24 protein-coding genes are annotated in these 14634 nt (G+C 63.4%); 7 read left to right on the forward strand and 17 right to left on the reverse strand.

Going from position 1 to position 14634, the window contains the following annotated elements:
- Positions 1 to 61 precede the first annotated feature (61 nt).
- The 16 genes from N8I74_RS10870 to N8I74_RS10945 all read right to left on the reverse strand — a co-directional run bounded on the left by N8I74_RS10870 (position 62) and on the right by N8I74_RS10945 (position 7739).
- Positions 62 to 643, reverse strand: a complete 582-nt coding sequence (locus N8I74_RS10870; RefSeq protein WP_263123092.1) for a hypothetical protein — start codon at positions 641 to 643, stop codon at positions 62 to 64.
- Positions 640 to 1158 (reverse strand): hypothetical protein, encoded by a 519-nt coding sequence (locus N8I74_RS10875; RefSeq protein ID WP_263123093.1) that lies wholly within the window; start codon positions 1156 to 1158, stop codon positions 640 to 642. Before N8I74_RS10875 ends, N8I74_RS10870 begins: the two co-directional genes overlap by 4 nt.
- The gene (locus N8I74_RS10880; protein ID WP_263123095.1) at positions 1155 to 2069 is read right to left on the reverse strand and encodes an ead/Ea22-like family protein; all 915 of its coding nucleotides are present in this window, start codon (positions 2067 to 2069) and stop codon (positions 1155 to 1157) included. Before N8I74_RS10880 ends, N8I74_RS10875 begins: the two co-directional genes overlap by 4 nt.
- On the reverse strand, positions 2066 to 2665 hold the full coding sequence (locus N8I74_RS10885) for a hypothetical protein (protein WP_263123097.1): 600 nt from the start codon (positions 2663 to 2665) through the stop codon (positions 2066 to 2068). The genes N8I74_RS10880 and N8I74_RS10885 overlap by 4 nt, the downstream gene beginning before the upstream one ends.
- The gene (locus N8I74_RS10890; protein WP_263123098.1) at positions 2662 to 2838 is read right to left on the reverse strand and encodes a hypothetical protein; all 177 of its coding nucleotides are present in this window, start codon (positions 2836 to 2838) and stop codon (positions 2662 to 2664) included. Before N8I74_RS10890 ends, N8I74_RS10885 begins: the two co-directional genes overlap by 4 nt.
- The gene (locus N8I74_RS10895) at positions 2838 to 3062 is read right to left on the reverse strand and encodes a hypothetical protein (RefSeq protein WP_263123099.1); all 225 of its coding nucleotides are present in this window, start codon (positions 3060 to 3062) and stop codon (positions 2838 to 2840) included. Before N8I74_RS10895 ends, N8I74_RS10890 begins: the two co-directional genes overlap by 1 nt.
- The gene (locus N8I74_RS10900; protein ID WP_263123101.1) at positions 3059 to 3733 is read right to left on the reverse strand and encodes a nucleoside/nucleotide kinase family protein; all 675 of its coding nucleotides are present in this window, start codon (positions 3731 to 3733) and stop codon (positions 3059 to 3061) included. Before N8I74_RS10900 ends, N8I74_RS10895 begins: the two co-directional genes overlap by 4 nt.
- Positions 3734 to 3867: 134 nt before the next feature.
- Positions 3868 to 4059, reverse strand: coding sequence for a hypothetical protein (locus N8I74_RS10905; RefSeq protein ID WP_263123102.1), 192 nt, complete (start codon positions 4057 to 4059; stop codon positions 3868 to 3870).
- Between the two features lie 9 nt (positions 4060 to 4068).
- On the reverse strand, positions 4069 to 4257 hold the full coding sequence (locus tag N8I74_RS10910) for a hypothetical protein (protein ID WP_263123103.1): 189 nt from the start codon (positions 4255 to 4257) through the stop codon (positions 4069 to 4071).
- Positions 4257 to 4460: a TraR/DksA C4-type zinc finger protein gene (locus N8I74_RS10915; RefSeq protein WP_263123104.1), complete on the reverse strand. Its 204-nt coding sequence runs from the start codon at positions 4458 to 4460 to the stop codon at positions 4257 to 4259. Before N8I74_RS10915 ends, N8I74_RS10910 begins: the two co-directional genes overlap by 1 nt.
- A 14-nt stretch (positions 4461 to 4474) precedes the next feature.
- Positions 4475 to 4675: a hypothetical protein gene (locus N8I74_RS10920; protein WP_263123105.1), complete on the reverse strand. Its 201-nt coding sequence runs from the start codon at positions 4673 to 4675 to the stop codon at positions 4475 to 4477.
- Entirely contained in the window at positions 4672 to 5082 is a 411-nt protein-coding gene (locus tag N8I74_RS10925) for a hypothetical protein (RefSeq protein ID WP_263123107.1), read from the reverse strand. Before N8I74_RS10925 ends, N8I74_RS10920 begins: the two co-directional genes overlap by 4 nt.
- A 68-nt stretch (positions 5083 to 5150) precedes the next feature.
- Complete coding sequence (locus N8I74_RS10930) at positions 5151 to 5759, reverse strand: DUF1566 domain-containing protein (protein WP_263123109.1); 609 nt, start codon at positions 5757 to 5759, stop codon at positions 5151 to 5153.
- Between the two features lie 48 nt (positions 5760 to 5807).
- Positions 5808 to 6776 carry a YfdQ family protein gene (locus N8I74_RS10935; RefSeq protein ID WP_263123110.1) on the reverse strand — a complete coding sequence of 323 codons (969 nt, stop codon included), beginning with the start codon at positions 6774 to 6776 and terminating at the stop codon, positions 5808 to 5810.
- A 36-nt stretch (positions 6777 to 6812) separates the two neighbouring features.
- Entirely contained in the window at positions 6813 to 7187 is a 375-nt protein-coding gene (locus N8I74_RS10940; protein ID WP_263123111.1) for a hypothetical protein, read from the reverse strand.
- 360 nt (positions 7188 to 7547) lie between these two features.
- Positions 7548 to 7739: a hypothetical protein gene (locus tag N8I74_RS10945; protein WP_263123112.1), complete on the reverse strand. Its 192-nt coding sequence runs from the start codon at positions 7737 to 7739 to the stop codon at positions 7548 to 7550.
- Positions 7740 to 7832: 93 nt separating this feature from the next.
- Between N8I74_RS10945 and N8I74_RS10950 the strand changes: the two genes are divergently transcribed.
- The 4 genes from N8I74_RS10950 (at position 7833) to N8I74_RS10965 (ending at position 10305) form a co-directional block, all read left to right on the forward strand.
- Entirely contained in the window at positions 7833 to 8141 is a 309-nt protein-coding gene (locus tag N8I74_RS10950; RefSeq protein WP_263123113.1) for a hypothetical protein, read from the forward strand.
- Positions 8138 to 8545 (forward strand): hypothetical protein, encoded by a 408-nt coding sequence (locus N8I74_RS10955; protein ID WP_263123114.1) that lies wholly within the window; start codon positions 8138 to 8140, stop codon positions 8543 to 8545. Before N8I74_RS10950 ends, N8I74_RS10955 begins: the two co-directional genes overlap by 4 nt.
- Positions 8546 to 9244: 699 nt before the next feature.
- The gene (locus tag N8I74_RS10960) at positions 9245 to 9886 is read left to right on the forward strand and encodes a hypothetical protein (RefSeq protein ID WP_263123116.1); all 642 of its coding nucleotides are present in this window, start codon (positions 9245 to 9247) and stop codon (positions 9884 to 9886) included.
- A gap of 212 nt (positions 9887 to 10098) precedes the next feature.
- Entirely contained in the window at positions 10099 to 10305 is a 207-nt protein-coding gene (locus tag N8I74_RS10965) for a hypothetical protein (protein WP_263123118.1), read from the forward strand.
- Between the two features lie 7 nt (positions 10306 to 10312).
- On the opposite strand, the gene N8I74_RS10970 is transcribed toward N8I74_RS10965, so the two are convergent.
- A complete protein-coding gene (locus N8I74_RS10970) occupies positions 10313 to 10798 on the reverse strand; it encodes a hypothetical protein (RefSeq protein ID WP_263123119.1) in 486 nt (161 codons plus the stop codon).
- Positions 10799 to 10885: 87 nt separating this feature from the next.
- Between N8I74_RS10970 and N8I74_RS10975 the strand changes: the two genes are divergently transcribed.
- The 3 genes from N8I74_RS10975 to N8I74_RS10985 all read left to right on the forward strand — a co-directional run bounded on the left by N8I74_RS10975 (position 10886) and on the right by N8I74_RS10985 (position 14461).
- On the forward strand, positions 10886 to 11110 hold the full coding sequence (locus tag N8I74_RS10975; protein ID WP_308445851.1) for a YdaS family helix-turn-helix protein: 225 nt from the start codon (positions 10886 to 10888) through the stop codon (positions 11108 to 11110).
- Between the two features lie 108 nt (positions 11111 to 11218).
- Entirely contained in the window at positions 11219 to 11698 is a 480-nt protein-coding gene (locus N8I74_RS10980; protein ID WP_263123120.1) for a phage regulatory CII family protein, read from the forward strand.
- A 300-nt stretch (positions 11699 to 11998) separates the two neighbouring features.
- The gene (locus N8I74_RS10985) at positions 11999 to 14461 is read left to right on the forward strand and encodes a DUF5906 domain-containing protein (RefSeq protein WP_263123121.1); all 2463 of its coding nucleotides are present in this window, start codon (positions 11999 to 12001) and stop codon (positions 14459 to 14461) included.
- Positions 14462 to 14634: the final 173 nt, after the last annotated feature.

Genomic DNA, 14634 nt, shown 5'->3' on the forward strand with positions numbered 1-14634 from the left:
TCGCCCCACCCGTCCATGCCGCCGCGCATAGCAGCTGATATGGCACGTCTACTCATCTCGCTCATGGCTGCTCTCCGGTCGGGCTGGCCGACGCTGTGGCGATCAGCGCTGAAAGCCGCGCTTTCCAGTTTCGACGTTGCGCGTACCGGCTTGGGGCGCGGCAACCCTCATCATGGTCGTGAGCTTCTGGGTGACGCCACGGAGTCCACTGCCCACACTCCAAGCAGCACCCGGCTGCGTCGATGGGTGGCCCGATGTCGGCGTCAGCCAGAATTTCCGTCAGTGCGTGAGTAGGCAGCAGTGCGTAGCCTTCCGGCACCTGCGGCGCGGCGGGGGGGGTGTAGAGCGCAGCGCGGGCTTGCCATGCGTCCCATGCACTATTCACTGCCTCGCCGAAATAGCGACCGTTCGAACGGGCCTTGATGCTGCCACTGTGATAGTGGTTGTACCAGTACGACTCGAAAGCCGTGCGCTCGTCCTGCGCCGATATCGGAATATCGATATCGCGCTCCACCGCCGCATCAGCGGCGAGACGGTCGGCGTAGGCGGTGAGCATTGCTGCAGTCCGAGCGTCGTTAGGGTTGGCAAAGTTGGCATGCCATTCCGCAAACACGCGCACTTCCGCTTCGGTGTGCTGGGTCATGTCCTTTCCTTTGCAGCCTTGAGCGCTGCCTTGTAGCTGGCCTTGGCCTCTTTCCGCGTCGGCTTCCATTCGCCGGCCACCTCGTCGATTCCGTAGGCCGTGTATTTGATGCGGACGTAGCGCACGCAGTTTCTGGGCGCACCGTACCGACTGCCGCTGTATTCGAGCTGCGGGAGCGCGATGCCAAGCCATTCCGCGAAACTCTCACTGCACTCACTGGCCCGGTAGTGGGCGTAGCTGCCCTCTTTGGGTGGCGGCGGCGCGGGCGGCAGGTTGTCGATGGCGTAGCTCTTGCCGGCCGCGGTGACGTGGAATACCTCGTCGCACGGGTCGCAGAACCTGGGTGTTGGGCTGCGCCCCATCAGCCCCATCAATACCAGCGCCTCAAGGTCTGCCTGATCGGGATGACCATGACCAGCTACAAAGTGATTGCGGGATGGCTCGCGACGGTCGGGCCGCAGCTCTAGGGTGTGGTGCAGCAGCCCAAGCTGATACGTCGTGACGTGCATGCTCACGGCTTCACCTCCTGCAGGATGGTGGCGGGGTCGATGGCGCGGATAGCGTCGGCCTGCTCAACCAGTTCCATCAGGTATTGCGCACCATCACCTGGGTATTCCCACGCTCCGGTACTCCTGTCGTAGCTGCCATGATCGTGGTGATAGTCGTTGGCACGCTCAACCAGTGTGTCTGCCGCCGCGTCAAGTGCAGCCCCTACCACCCGCTCGCCATACGCACGCAGCGCGTCGTCGGGGGATTGCTGGGCGAGGGTGGCGTCCATGTCAGCCCGCATGGAAGGCAGGTCGTTCAGTTCCGCAAGCGTTGCGCTGGCTCTCTCCATCGCCTCCCGCAGCCGCGCCACCTCCGCCTGCGATGCGGTCAGTTGCTCGCGCAGAGCGCTGATCTGATCCTGATACTCGCAGCGATGATTGCCGTAGTCGTCGCCATAGCCCCGGTGGCAGCTGTTTGCGGCCAGGGCGGAGCATTCGCGCTTCGTGGCATCCAGCTCATCCAGCAGCGCAAGCACCGTGGCGGGGTTGGCGGCGGCGATCAGCCTTGCGTCTGCATGATCGATATCTGCGCACCAGCCCTCATGGTGTTCGCGTCCAGCAAAGGGGACGATCCAGTCGAGGCGGTCGCACACCCGGTACATGATGTTCATCCCCGCCTCAGATAACTCCCGCAGACGGATAACCGCGCCGCCCATCCCCCAGCGCTCGAAATCCATCACGGTCAGGTCGTACTGAGGGATGCCGCCGACCAATTGCATGGATTTGTGCTTGGCGTTGACCTCCCAGCGCCACGGCCCCGGCGTCGCTGCCTGCGCCAGCCTGCGCAGCTCGTCGTGGTTGGTCTCCCGCACTTCCACCGGAACGATGACCCCGAAACGAGCCAGGCGGGGGTCTGCCTGATATTTCTTCTCCATCATGCCCCCGCCTTTGCCGCGGCGATGGCGGCGCGCATCTCCGAGATCAGTTCGGCGTCACCATCATAGTCGCCGATGATCTCGCCGTTCGAGTTGTCGAGTTGCGCTACCGCCTTCTCCAGCGCCGCCAGCAGCTGGTCGCGCTGCTTTTGGATAGCCAGCTGATCGCGCAGCGAGGCGTTCTCTATGGCCTCGTCGATGCCGGAGCCGGTGTTGTAGTAGCGCTCCAGGTCTTCGGTGCTGATCCCCTCGCACGCATTCCAGCAAGCCACAATGCGGCAGGCGTACTGATCGCCGACATTCAGCGCAATGGTCGGGCCGTCGCCCTCGATGTCGATGTCGATGTCGGAGCATCCCTCCGCGCCGCGGAAAATCGCAGCCAAGCCTCCCACCTGCTGCGGGCTGGCCCACGCCGTGCCATGCCCACCCTGCGCTGGATAGGCGCCGTGGGCGTCGGGGGTCAGCGGCACGTGGCAGCCGTTGTCGAGGCGTGCGTAGCCCTCGCCGACGAGCACCACAGCGCGCCAGCGGGATTCGTGACCGTTGTGATATCTCGGCACCCACCACAGGCGGTCGCCGGGTTGCAATTCCTGGCTCATTTCTGGTCGTCCTCAATGATGGGATGGTCGTTGTCGATGAGGGCGCGGTAGGCATAGGCCACGCCGACCAGCCGCATCAGGATCTCGCCGATCACTGTGATCCCGCCCTGTGCCGCCACGTGGCGGACGGCCTCGTCGCACAGCGCCTGGATCTGCTCTGTCGTGTGGCTCATCAGCCGGGCTCCGGGTAGTGGATCTCGCACCACTGCGTGGGCGGGTAGGCGCGCACCAGGCGCACCCCGAGGGATTCGGCGTACTGACAGGTCCAGTAGGGCCGGGGAGCCAGCGCGAACCAGCGGCCGACGGAAACCAGCGTGCGCTCGACCAGCGTGCCGGCGGGCCATAGCAGCAGGATGGGGCGGTCTTTGGGGGCGGTTTCGATCGGCTGCCAGTTCATGCGGCGGTCTCCGAGAGGGGCCAGCGCTGCTCGCTCAGCAACTGATCGGCCAGCCGGTGCAGCACGGGGATGGTGCTGTCGTTGTGCAGCACTTGATCGATGTACTGGATCGGCACCGGCCATTCGGTCGCGTGCTGATCCAGGCCACCGGTACCGGCCCGGCGCACCTGCCACAGCAGCCCCTGGCGTTTGACGAAATGCACCTCGATCAACTGGTGCGGTACCGGGTTGAGGTGCACATCGGTGATCACGATGCGCCGGCCGGGCAGGGTGTCGATGCGATCCTGCAGGCGATCGACGAAATAGTGCGCGTCCTGCCAGCGGCGCCAGTCGCCCCAGCGTTGCATGATCCAGCGCGCGCTGCGCGGCTGGGCGGACCAGGGCTGGGTGCTGAGCGGCGCCACCTGGGCAGGTGCCGGGATATCGCCGGAGAGCATCAGGTAATCCACAAACGCCGGCTCTGGGCAGCGGCCCAGCGCGAGCAGCGCGTTGGGCTCCTCCTTGCGGCCGGGGGTGGTGAGCATGGACAGCGGCACGCCGAAGGCAGCAGCGATTTCGTCGCGCAGGGGGTCGGCGAACGCCAGCCGGACGAATCCGTGGTGCCGTACCAAGTGGTCGGCCACGGTATCTTTGCCGGCGCCTTTGGCACCAGTGAGTGCGATCAACTGCATGGACAATCTCCAGGCGTCACAGCCCCTGCCGGTGCGCGGCGCGCACGGCATGACAGGGGCAGGGTGGGTGGGGTTACTGCTGTGCTGGGGTTCGGTGTAATCGCTGTAGCGACTGCCGGCGCCGGGGGCTGGCTTCAAAAATCCACGCTGTAATCGCGATAGCCACAAATCGTGCAGACCCTTCCTTCGCCGGCGACAGGCCACCACTCAAACCTATGCGCGCACTGCGCCTGGATGTGGGCCACGGCTGCAATGTGCTCGCGCCGGTGCTGGCTGAGTGCCGCATCTGCGCTACGCAGGCGGGCTCTGATTTCGTCATGGGTCATGGCGACGTCCTACATCAGGGGCCGCAACTGCATACAGACCAGCACGTTGCGATTGTCGTAATCGCAGACCATGACGGGCTCGGGCTGTAGGTGGGCGGGGGTGTCGGTCAGGTGCTGTAGGTACAGCAGCGCCAGGCCAGCGCCGGTGAGCGCGCCCAGGATGGCGATCAGGGCCAGGATGGCGATCAGGGCGCGCATCACCGTCTCCGCATTTTGTCGCGATGCTCGCGAGCGGTCAGGCAGTCGACGCAGATGCCGGGTTCGACGCGATGGGGTGGCAGATCCTCGCCGCAGTCGATGCAGTCGAGGCGGTACCGCTTGATGGTGATGCTCTCGGTGGCAATGGCGGCATTGCGCGCTGCAATTTCCAGGTCGGACGCGATGTCAGATGGGTCGGCCATGGGGATGTCCGGGATTAGGCCGCGATGCGAGGCATTGCGGGCGGGTTGGGGGTGGGGCGAATCACCAGCGTGCGGTAGGCCTCGTAGTGCACACCCAGGTTGTCCAGGTTGCGGATCAGGAAACCACGTGCCCGGTAAGCCTCGATCACGCGCAGGAATTCGTCATCGCGGCCGTCGTCGGTGAGCGTGACCCGCTCGGTGAGGGTGCGGATCATGGGGCGACCCTCGCGTGGCTGGGGTGGATGGTCAGTGCCAACATGCCGCCACCCGGCCGATGGCAGATCCAGTGGTTGCGGCCATAAGTGTCGGTGGGTGTGGACCAGCCGATTTCCCGCAGCGGACGTATCAGGTAGTCGATCAGCGCTGCTGCGTCTGGCATGCCGTGCTCGATATGGAGCGACGCGCGCAGCAGGCCTTCGGCCACCGGGTTGAGCCGGACCTGCACATTGGCGCCAGGCAGGTTGTGTATAAGGGTGTCGCGCAGGACGACCAAGTCGGCGATCGCGTCGCGGGCCCGCACGATCTGGCGCTGGGTCTCAGCCAGGGCCTCAACGGCGCCGAGCATCGCGGTATCGATGATGGCCTGGGTGGATTGCAGGGCAGACTGTGAGTGATTGGACATAAAGGGGCTCCAGAAATCCCGCGCGACGCCGGGCTGCGCCCGGCGTAAATGGGCGAAGGGCTGAATGGCTAAATGGGGAATCTGCGGACGGCCCGGGCGCGGCACTCGTTGCCCTCGTGGTCGTTGCCCTGGGTGCCATCATCGAAGTCCTGCATCCACGCGATGCAGGTGGAGTACTGCGTACTGGCCCAATAACGGGCCGGAGCAAATGCCTCGGCGCCGCGGTGCTGATACGCGGTGTCGGCAGTCTGGCTGGGGTCGTGCTCGGTGTAGGCCTGGCCGACCGGGGCGCTGTTGGGGTTCTCGCCGTCGCGAAAGGTGCATGCGTTGTCATCCCCGGTGGGCTTGAAGGCGCGGTAGAGCAGCTCCAGTTCATCGCGACTGGGCAGGTACCAGTCGTTGAAGCCCGCGATGCTCAGTTGCTGCGCGGCGATCGCCTGTGCCTGGCCGGCTGCGACCAAGGCGGCAGTATTGGCAATGCCATCGCACACGCTGCCAGCGCTCGGGATGTCCTCACCGTATTCTCCCCAGGGCTGCGCAGGCAGTTCGCCCGCCGCACCAGGGTTGATCACGCCGTAGCGCTGACCGTGGATCACAATGTAGCCGGCCAGCCATCCGCCCTGTTCGGGGATGTGTTGACCTGCGGTGTATTCGGGATGGTGGTGCGGGGAGGTCATTGCAGGCTCCTGATTTGGGACAGACGTGCGGCTTCGCCGCACGCACACTTAGGCGGGCAGGTTCGGGCTACCGGCGAGCAGCGGGAAGCCGGCTTCGTGCTGGATTTTCTGCACGATGTCCTGGCTGGCGGCCTCCAGCACCTTGTCCGGTCGCACCAGCTCGTACCAAAGCTGCAGCACGCCATCGCGGATGCGGTATTTCAGGCGGGCATCAATGCGGTAGGCGACGCGGGCCGGCGGCTCGCCGGTGTCCTGGCCAGGCTTGTTGGCCTCGGTGATCGGCGCGGCGAACGCCGGGATGCCGATGGTGAAGCGCTCGAACATCTTCATGCGCTGGCGCGTGGCGTCGTCTTCGCGGTCGACGTATTCCAGGTCGATCCCGCCGGACTGGATCCTGGTGGCGCTCTTGAATTTTTTGTCGCTCACCGCCTCGAAGGTCAGCGCCAGTTCCAGCATCTGCGCAGCTGTCGGCATGCCGGTCACCGTGGCGATGTCCTGCATGTTGTCCTCGATCCAGGTGGCGAACTCCAACTGGCTCATCGCCGTGCGGTTTTTCTCCAGCCAGCGCTGCCACTCAATCGATTTGGCTGGCGAGAACGATGCGGTGTGGTCGCGCCAGTGCGCCTCATCGGCGGTGTGGTCATTGATCACGCCCAGGAAATCGACCTTGCCCTTGGGGTAGTCGGCCTGCAGGTAGATGCGGCAGCTGGCCAGCGAGCCGTGTTCCTTCACGTACCAGATGAAGCTGGTCGCGTCGTTCAGGATGACGTGGGCTTTCTTGCGCAGCGGCTGGGGCAGGTGCTTTTCCAGATCCGGCAGCAGCTCGGCCTTGTGGTTGTGCGGGACATACAGCACGGGAATCTGCTGCTTTTGCAGCGTAGTGGCGTCGACGGTGGTGGCGCTGGGCTTGAGGGCGACATCCTCCAGCAGCGCTTTCAGGTCGTGCGGGTAGGCGGCGCGCACGCCGCCGGCAGCCAGCTCGATGGTTTCGGGCTGGGCGTGTTGGGCTTGGGGCATGGTGGGTCCTTGCGGTGGGGAAATCGGCGCGCCGGCTTAGGCCGTGCGCAGTTCGGTGGTGCCGGCGTTGGCATCGCGCAGCGGCACCGCCGCGGCCGGGGTGGTTTCCACCTGACGCAGATCCAACTGGCGCTGGGTCGGGTCGGTGGCCAGCATGTCGCCCTCGGGGGTGCCGAACATGATGGAGCTGCGACGGGGGAGCTTCGGCGCGCGAATCGTGAAGTCGTAGTCGACGTTCAGCGCACCGCTGCCGCGGCCGGCCGGTTTGATGTTGATCTTGAGGGTGATGCTGCCCCCCTTTTTGTCGTCACACGCCGTGATGGCGTGGTTCAGCTCGCGGATGGCGTCGCCGAAGTGCTCGACGAGCTCGCCGCCGGCAATATCGCGCAGCATGTCGGTTGCGGATCGCATGGGTTGCTCCAGGTTGAGACGGAAAAAAAGCGCGCCGAGGTGGGCGCGCTCAAAGGGGGGGTCAGGGAGTGGTGCGAATTGCACCGGTGGTGTGTGTGGGGCCGGGCTTGATTCCGGCTCACAATTACCTGCGCTACTACCGCCAGTCGCGCTTCGCCTGTAGGTGCAGGGGCGGTCTTTCGGCCTGTCACCGCGTGTCCTTCCACGCCGCGCCACACACACCACCGCTGCAATCTGCAGCGGGCCCCGTCTCGTGGGGCAGACGGCAGATCACGCAAGTGAGGTAATCGATGTGCACCCGCGCTCTGCTGCCGTGGTTTTGCCCCACTCACGGCTTGGGGGCTCTGGCGCTGCTGGTGTTCAGATTACCGTGGGGGATTCTTGCAGTGCGCTTTCGCCCCACCAGCTTTCGATGGCGCGGCCGTCGGCGCCGCAGTAGCGCACGAAGTAGTTGGGTTCCGAATGCAGGTATTCGGCGCGACCGATAACAATGCCGGTTTCGCCGCTGGCAGTGATCTGGACAGTGGCGCCCAGGGAGATAGCAAAAGCCATGGTTTTCCTTTGGAGGGGAACACGGATCACGCGCCGTGCCGCGTTTCTGGTAGGGTCGAGTTTCCACACTGACCAACCGAGAAAGGGGTGCATATGCAACAGGTTCAGATAGCTGGGATTTCTTGGTACAAGCGCGAAAACTTTGATCGTTTACGTGCCATGTTCAAGGACGGTCACAAATTGCATGACACCTACGATGAGTGGCTCGCGGCGGCTGAGAGCGGAAGAAAGGAACTTGAGAAGCGCGGGGTTCGGGTGATCTGTGTAGACGTCGACCCAAACGAGTTCCCCGCTTGGTGTGCTTCTCAAGGGCTGGAACTCAATGCCGCAGCACGAAATCGCTTCGCGAGCGAAAGGGCCTACCAATTTGTCATGGGGGAGATGGGAGAAAACGTGCCTTGAATTTTGCTGAGCGGTTACTTGCATCGCTTCATCCTGAGCAGCCCGCCTTGAGCGGGCTTTTTGTTGGACACCGAAACCGGCTCGTGGGAGCCGGCTTGGGTGTGCTGCCGATCGTGACCGGCAGCGGGTCGTTCTGTTCTGATAATCTCGGTCGTTTCACAATCGACAATGGCACCGGAATGAATAACGACAGTCTCGAAGTCCTCAACATCGTCCAGCAGGTCCTGCGGCAGTTCATGCTTGCTGTTGCTGCAGGAAATCAATCAAACCTTGGCGACATTGGCGATGTCCTTGAAGCTGCAGCAGCTCGGGAGAGCCTTGATCCGATGGCGCGCCGAATGCTTGCGGACCTTGCATCTGGTGCCCATGGGCTTCATGCGGCAGGGATCGCTAAGAAACAGTGAACTGGTCGCCCATTTCATGAACTGAGGATTTCGAAACAAGGCGATCATTCGATTCTTGGTTATTCGCATTCGTGCTCTACCTCGCCCGCCTCGCGCGGGCTTTTTGTTGGACACCGAAATCGGCTCGAGGGAGCCGGCTTGGGTGTGCTGCCGATTGTGACCGGCAGCGGGTCGCAGGCCTCGTTACGGTGGCCTGCCGACTCGGGGCGGATTGCCGCGCGCCCACGCGGTGCCCGGCTTGGCTGGTCGTCCTCTGCGGTTTAAGGCTGTTGCCATCGTGGTTTTGCCCTGCCTGTCGTCAGCCCAGGCGCCGCCACGCGCATCCGATCCAGCCGGCCACATCGCATCGCTGCGTGCGCCGGGGTTTGTTGTGCCAAGTTTTGAAAGAGCGCCCCGCCTCGCCCCTGTAGGGTTCGGTCGCGGCAGGCTCTTGCTGGCTGGTGCCATCTGCACCGGGTCACCCGGCCCCGGGCGCCTGCCGCTGGGTGGGTGTTGATATCAATTTAGCGTTACGCAAATGTGTGTGTCAATAGCGAAACGCGAAATTCGTATGCAAAGTTGCGCCGCACGGCGGGCTGGGGTTCGGGCAGCTCAGCGTGCGCTATCGCCCCATTAGATTTTTTCAGTAAGGTTTGACCTTACATACTCTGCAGACCATGAGGAATATCATGATTTAATGATGTTTTTCCGGAGTACGACATGTCTCCAGCTGAGGCCGAATTGATGCAGGCTCTGGGCCGGGCAGATAACTTGGTTCAGCTGGCTGCTCTGTGCCCAAAGATCAAGGACGTGCTGCAGGCGCAGCGATTGTTGGTGCACGTGCGCATGGCCCGTCAGCTGGATTTCATCCAGTTGTACAGCTCAGAACCTGAGCCGGTTCGGATTGCCTCGGAGCAACTGTGGCGCGACCCGCGCAGCCCGATGGCCCATCATGCCCGGACCAGCTCCTGCGCAATGGTTTGGTGGCCGGGCAGCGGGCTCGACGTGTGCCTGCCCCAGGTGCCGTACGGCGGGGTGGCGATCACCGTTCCAGATCATGCGCCAACGGGCGAAAGTGTGGCGATCACGGCCTGGCTCGGCGCCGAATATGCGGGCGACTACCCGCTTGGGGTGATGCAAACCTTGCTGAGCGCGCAGTGCAAGGCCATGTTGACGGCGATCTCTACGCAGGCTGCGGTAGTGCGCACTGGTCGGCGTCGTGACTTGGCGTTTGCGTATGCGCAAGCTGGCTACTCAGCCAAGGCGATCGCGCACCATACGGGTCTAAGCATTCACACCGTTCGTCGCTACCTGACCGATCTGCGCGCAATGGAAGCGTCAATTTCGGACGTGGTTGGGTAGTAAGGACCACTCTTTCCTGACGCTGCCTTTCTTCCTTGTCCGCCTAAGTTAGAAAGCCACTCGTCGGCAAAACTGCGCATTGATGCGCAGTTCACGTGCCACCCATCCTGATATTGCATGCGTTTTGACGTACTGGCGCAATACCCCCTTGCGCCGACAAGCGGCAGTAAATAACGTCTTGGAAACGCATATGTCATCAGGCGGAAATAGGGATGTCTTACGAAGTTAATAATAAACTTGCTTGTTTGAAAGCTATCGAACAAGAAGAGGTGGGCGCCATCGTGCGTGAGCTAGCAGTCATTCTGGCAAGGCTGGGCGCGAACTCAAAAGAGGCTGCCTATGCCGCGATTGAGGAGATGGCTGATGTAGATGGTGGGAGCAAGGACGCAGGAATCGGGCGCCCGAGCATGAGCGCCTGAGGCGTAGCTACGAGCGACCAGCCTTCATCGATTTGACAAGAGCTTTCACGGTGTTGAGGACGATAGCGGCCTGTTCTTTGCTTAGGCCCTGCATCAGTGGGGTGAGGCGGGCAACTTCCCGGCTGATAGCTTCCTCGTCCGGCGACGTAGAGTGTTCCAACTGGTACTGAGTCGCGGGTTCCTGAGCGAGGGAAGGGTGCTGAGGTCCAGTGGTATGAGCATTGGCGCCGGCTTTCGCGCCCAGATCGAGCAAGGCATTGCTGTGATCAATGTCCAGCCAGCCACGCTGTTTGCCATTACCTGCCTCGATTTTACGGGCCGTTTCCTTACGCATTCCCCTGGGCTTGCCTGTCTTGGAGTCCTTCGCGCCGTCCCGAAGGTTCAGGAATTGCGCAAGTGTCATCCCGGCATTCCTTGCTGCCATCGTGGCTGACCCCTGCTCAGCCTCGATGAGGCGAAGGTTGTCGCGGCGGATTTCATCGATGTCTTTCATTTGCCCGTATGGAATAGCAAAACGCTAATGTATGTAAATGCGCGTAACGCTATTGCTGACTGTTTCGCGTAGCGCTAAACTGAGCGCATGGACCTCAAAACATACCTGCTCGCCGCCAAAGGGCGCGGCGCTGCACTGGCGGCCGCGCTGGGTGTGAATCAAGTACTGATTTCAACCTGGGCGCATGGCAAACGTCCGGTTCCGGCTGGACGGTGCCCAGCGATTGAACGTGCGACAGACGGGCAAGTTCGTTGCGAAGAACTTCGCCCCGATATCGATTGGGCGTACCTGCGCGGTACAGGAAAGGGGTGACGCATTGATCCATCGCTACATATCCCCGTTTTCTTGATACCCCTATTTTCAGCGCGCGCGCACGCGCGAGCTACCTATCGCCCTGTAGGTTGACCCGGAGACGTCCCCATGTCTGTGCGAGATGTGATCCACCAGTTGTGCCTGCAGTTTCCAGGCGGCTATGACGCGATGGCTGTCGCCGTCGGGGTGAGTACCGGCGCCATGCTTCGCCAGAAGGTGCTGGGCCACAAAGGCGCACGGCTGGATATCGACGAAGCACTGATGATCCAGTCGGCCTCGGACAATCACCAGGTGATCGAGGCCCTAGCCCGGGAATGCAATGGCCAGTTCGTCTACGTGCCTGCTGCAAGCGCGGTGGATCGAGTCGATATCGGCAGAGCCCTGAGCGAGCTGAGCATCCGTACGGGGGCATTGGCCCAAACGTTCAGCGAATCCGTGCGGGACGACGAACTCGACCTGATCGAGCGCCGCGCGCTCGAAGCCGGGGCCCGTGCCGTGGGCGAGTGCGCCATGTCGTTTGCCGCGCTGTGTGTTGCGGTGTACGGCAACGCCGACGCCCAAGGGGCTGGCGACGATGGCACGGCCTGAGACATTCCAGCAGCGCGCGCTGCGCGCCAAAGCCTATGCGATCAGCCATTCCATTCCACCGCGCGAGCGCAAGCAGGCTGCCCACGATTTGGCCCTCGCGTTGCTCGCCGCGCTGGATGGTCCCCGCTCCCCTCAAGGGACAGGGCGCGCTGCGTGCCCGGGCCTGGTTGTTTCTTACGAAGTAACTGAGAATTCTTACAAAAATGGCCGAAATGACGGGTCCTTCCGGGCTTCCCCTACTGCGGGTGATTCGGACCCCGGCATGCCGCTAGGCTGCGGCCCAAAAACATAGGTAACAGGATGGCGTGGCCGATCAACTATGACGATGTCCGCCGCCAGATCGAGGCGGCCGGCATCGTGCTGCGAGCGGACGACCTGATCGTGGGCTCACCGCGCCCACAACGGCGGCGCGTGGAAGGCGATCGCGAAAAGCGCGGGTGGTATCGGCTCTTCGAAATGCCGCTGGGAAGCAGTGGCGAAACCGTCCTTGTCGGCAGCTATGGCGTGTGGCATGGCGACGACGCGGGCACCCGCAAGATCGAGATCAGTCGTGAGAGCGCCCAGCAATTCGATGCCGGGGAACGCGATGCAATCGCCGCGCGGATCAAGGCGGACAAGGCGCGCGCCGAGCGCGAGCTGGCCGAGCAGCATGAGCGGATTTCGGCCAGGGCAACCCACTACTGGCGGCAGTGCCAGAACGCAGGCTCAAGCCAGTACTTGGTATCAAAGGGGCTGCCGCCGGGCAAGCTATACGGTGCACGCCTTTCCCCCAGCAACAACCTGGTCGTGCCCATCCACGACAAGACCGGGCGCATCTGGGGGCTGCAGGTCATCTATGAAGATCCGGCGATCAAGGCCAAAAAGGGTAGGGGCAAGGATTTCAGTCCGGCCGGCCTGAAAAAGCAGGGCCATTGGTTCTTGATCGGCGCAGTTGCGCCTGGCGGCATAGCGCTACTGTGCGAAGGGTTCGCGACCGGCTGCAGCCTGCACGAGGCGACCGGCCTGCCGGTGGTGGTGGCATTCGACGCCGGGAACCTGCAGGACGTTGCCAAGGCGGCGGCCAAACACTACCGCACGCGCCGCATCCTGGTCTGCGCCGATGATGACTGGGTGCAGCGCTGCAAACCCTGTGGGCAGTACACCCGGGTCGAAGGGCTGGAATGCGAGCACTGTGGCCAGCCGCACACCAAGAGCAACGCCGGCGTGCGCAATGCGCGTGCTGCGGCATTGGCGGTCGATGGTCACTGGGTCAAGCCGGATTTCCCGACCGAGCGCCCGGCCGACAGAAAGGGGCCGACAGATTTCAACGACCTGCACGCGGATCCTGCAGGGGGCCTGCCGCTGGTGGCCCGCCAGATCGAGGCCGCCTTGCTGGCAATGGGGTGGTCGGATGGCGGCAACGCGCGTGTTCTCGCCCACGAGGGGGGAGGGGACGACAGCACCGGTCGACGTCGCGCAGTCTCGATCATGGACCTGGACGACCTGGTCCAGCGCTTCCTGCCGATCGACGACGGCACCGGCAAGCACCTGTTCGACGTGTGGACCAACCGCATCGTGCTGCAGACCCAGGCAACGGCACTGCTGCACCCCGGCGTACGGTGGGACGACGTCAAACGCCACCCGACCTGGCAGGGCCGCGGCGCTTACTACATCGACCAGGTCGGATTCGACCCGTCGGGGAAAGACCCGAATGTACTGCTCAACACCTGGCGCGGCTGGCCGATCGAGGCCAAGCCCGGCACGTGCGAGTTGCTGCTCGCCACGCTGCGCTACCTCTGCGGCGGCGAATCCAATAGCGACGAGGTCTATGACTGGCTGCTGCGCTGGATGGCCTTCCCGCTGCAAAACCCTGGGGCCAAGCTCAACAGCGCCGTGATCATGCACGGCCCGCAAGGCACCGGCAAAAGCTGCGTTTTCCAGACCCTGGCCCGGATCTACGGCGACTACGCCACAGTGCTCAATCAGCGTGGGCTGGAAGACAAATTCAACTCCGACTGGGCCGACAGCAAGCTGTTCCTGCTGGCCGAGGAGGTCGTCACCCGCGCCGAAATGTGGCACATCAAAAACGAGCTGAAAGAGCTGGTGACCGGCGAGTGGATCCGGGTCAATCCGAAGAACCTGCCGGCCTATCGGCAGCGCAACCAGGTCAACATCGTCTACCTATCCAACGAGGGGCAGCCGCTGCCGATCGAAAACGACGATCGCCGGCACCTCGTGATCTGGACGCCACCCTCGCTCGGGCAGCAATGGTACGACGACGTGTGGCGCGAGATCGACAACGGTGGCGTCGCCGCGCTCTACCACCACCTGCTCCAGCTTGACCTCGGGGATTTCCACCCGAAGAAGCGCCCGCCAATGACCGAGGCCAAGGCCGAACTGATTCGCGTCAGCCTGCCCAGCGAGCAGCGGTTCCTGGCCGAATGGGGCGAGGGCGAACTGGGTTTGCCGGTCTGCCCCTGTATCGCCGGCGACCTCTATGCCGCCTACCTGCACTGGTGTCGGCGCAACGGCGAATCCCGGCCGCGACCCAGCAACCAGTTTTTCAACGTCGTGCACCGCACCCCCGGATGGGACAAGCGTAAATCCCGCGTCTACCTCAACGACTTGGGCGCGTCGCAACCACGTCCGGTCATTTTCCCGCCGACGCAGCTGCTGCAACAGCATCGCCATGCCCAACCGGACGGCAGCGACCTTACCCGTTGGCTTTCCGACTGCGTGCAGTTGTTCTCCGGCGCAGTTCGCGATCCAGGGGGTTACGCATGATCACCCGCGCCCGATGTGTTCCGGGCTCAATCGCCCTGTTCCGGGTACCCGGAACAGCTGGAACCCGCGTCGGCATTGACGTGTTCCTGGTGTTCCGGGTGTTCCGGGCTTCCTGCGCGCCCGCAGGCGCGCGCGATAGACGGGCCGCCATCAAACCGAATCCCTCGCGCGTA

It is taken from the genome of Chitiniphilus purpureus (assembly GCF_025642115.1).
Lineage (GTDB): Bacteria > Pseudomonadota > Gammaproteobacteria > Burkholderiales > Chitinibacteraceae > Chitiniphilus > Chitiniphilus purpureus.

Excerpts from the sequence above, each read along its gene's own strand:
- N8I74_RS10870 (WP_263123092.1), bottom strand. The coding sequence starts at position 643 with ATGACCCAGCACACCGAAGCGGAAGTGCGCGTGTTTGCGGAATGGCAT.
- N8I74_RS10880 (WP_263123095.1), bottom strand. The coding sequence starts at position 2,069 with ATGATGGAGAAGAAATATCAGGCAGACCCCCGCCTGGCTCGTTTCGGG.
- N8I74_RS10885 (WP_263123097.1), bottom strand. The coding sequence starts at position 2,665 with ATGAGCCAGGAATTGCAACCCGGCGACCGCCTGTGGTGGGTGCCGAGA.
- N8I74_RS10890 (WP_263123098.1), bottom strand. The coding sequence starts at position 2,838 with ATGAGCCACACGACAGAGCAGATCCAGGCGCTGTGCGACGAGGCCGTC.
- N8I74_RS10895 (WP_263123099.1), bottom strand. The coding sequence starts at position 3,062 with ATGAACTGGCAGCCGATCGAAACCGCCCCCAAAGACCGCCCCATCCTG.
- N8I74_RS10900 (WP_263123101.1), bottom strand. The coding sequence starts at position 3,733 with ATGCAGTTGATCGCACTCACTGGTGCCAAAGGCGCCGGCAAAGATACC.
- N8I74_RS10905 (WP_263123102.1), bottom strand. The coding sequence starts at position 4,059 with ATGACCCATGACGAAATCAGAGCCCGCCTGCGTAGCGCAGATGCGGCA.
- N8I74_RS10910 (WP_263123103.1), bottom strand. The coding sequence starts at position 4,257 with ATGCGCGCCCTGATCGCCATCCTGGCCCTGATCGCCATCCTGGGCGCG.
- N8I74_RS10915 (WP_263123104.1), bottom strand. The coding sequence starts at position 4,460 with ATGGCCGACCCATCTGACATCGCGTCCGACCTGGAAATTGCAGCGCGC.
- N8I74_RS10920 (WP_263123105.1), bottom strand. The coding sequence starts at position 4,675 with ATGATCCGCACCCTCACCGAGCGGGTCACGCTCACCGACGACGGCCGC.
- N8I74_RS10925 (WP_263123107.1), bottom strand. The coding sequence starts at position 5,082 with ATGTCCAATCACTCACAGTCTGCCCTGCAATCCACCCAGGCCATCATC.
- N8I74_RS10930 (WP_263123109.1), bottom strand. The coding sequence starts at position 5,759 with ATGACCTCCCCGCACCACCATCCCGAATACACCGCAGGTCAACACATC.
- N8I74_RS10935 (WP_263123110.1), bottom strand. The coding sequence starts at position 6,776 with ATGCCCCAAGCCCAACACGCCCAGCCCGAAACCATCGAGCTGGCTGCC.
- N8I74_RS10940 (WP_263123111.1), bottom strand. The coding sequence starts at position 7,187 with ATGCGATCCGCAACCGACATGCTGCGCGATATTGCCGGCGGCGAGCTC.
- N8I74_RS10945 (WP_263123112.1), bottom strand. The coding sequence starts at position 7,739 with ATGGCTTTTGCTATCTCCCTGGGCGCCACTGTCCAGATCACTGCCAGC.
- N8I74_RS10950 (WP_263123113.1), top strand. The coding sequence starts at position 7,833 with ATGCAACAGGTTCAGATAGCTGGGATTTCTTGGTACAAGCGCGAAAAC.
- N8I74_RS10960 (WP_263123116.1), top strand. The coding sequence starts at position 9,245 with ATGTCTCCAGCTGAGGCCGAATTGATGCAGGCTCTGGGCCGGGCAGAT.
- N8I74_RS10965 (WP_263123118.1), top strand. The coding sequence starts at position 10,099 with ATGTCTTACGAAGTTAATAATAAACTTGCTTGTTTGAAAGCTATCGAA.
- N8I74_RS10970 (WP_263123119.1), bottom strand. The coding sequence starts at position 10,798 with ATGAAAGACATCGATGAAATCCGCCGCGACAACCTTCGCCTCATCGAG.
- N8I74_RS10975 (WP_308445851.1), top strand. The coding sequence starts at position 10,886 with ATGGACCTCAAAACATACCTGCTCGCCGCCAAAGGGCGCGGCGCTGCA.
- N8I74_RS10980 (WP_263123120.1), top strand. The coding sequence starts at position 11,219 with ATGTCTGTGCGAGATGTGATCCACCAGTTGTGCCTGCAGTTTCCAGGC.
- N8I74_RS10985 (WP_263123121.1), top strand. The coding sequence starts at position 11,999 with ATGGCGTGGCCGATCAACTATGACGATGTCCGCCGCCAGATCGAGGCG.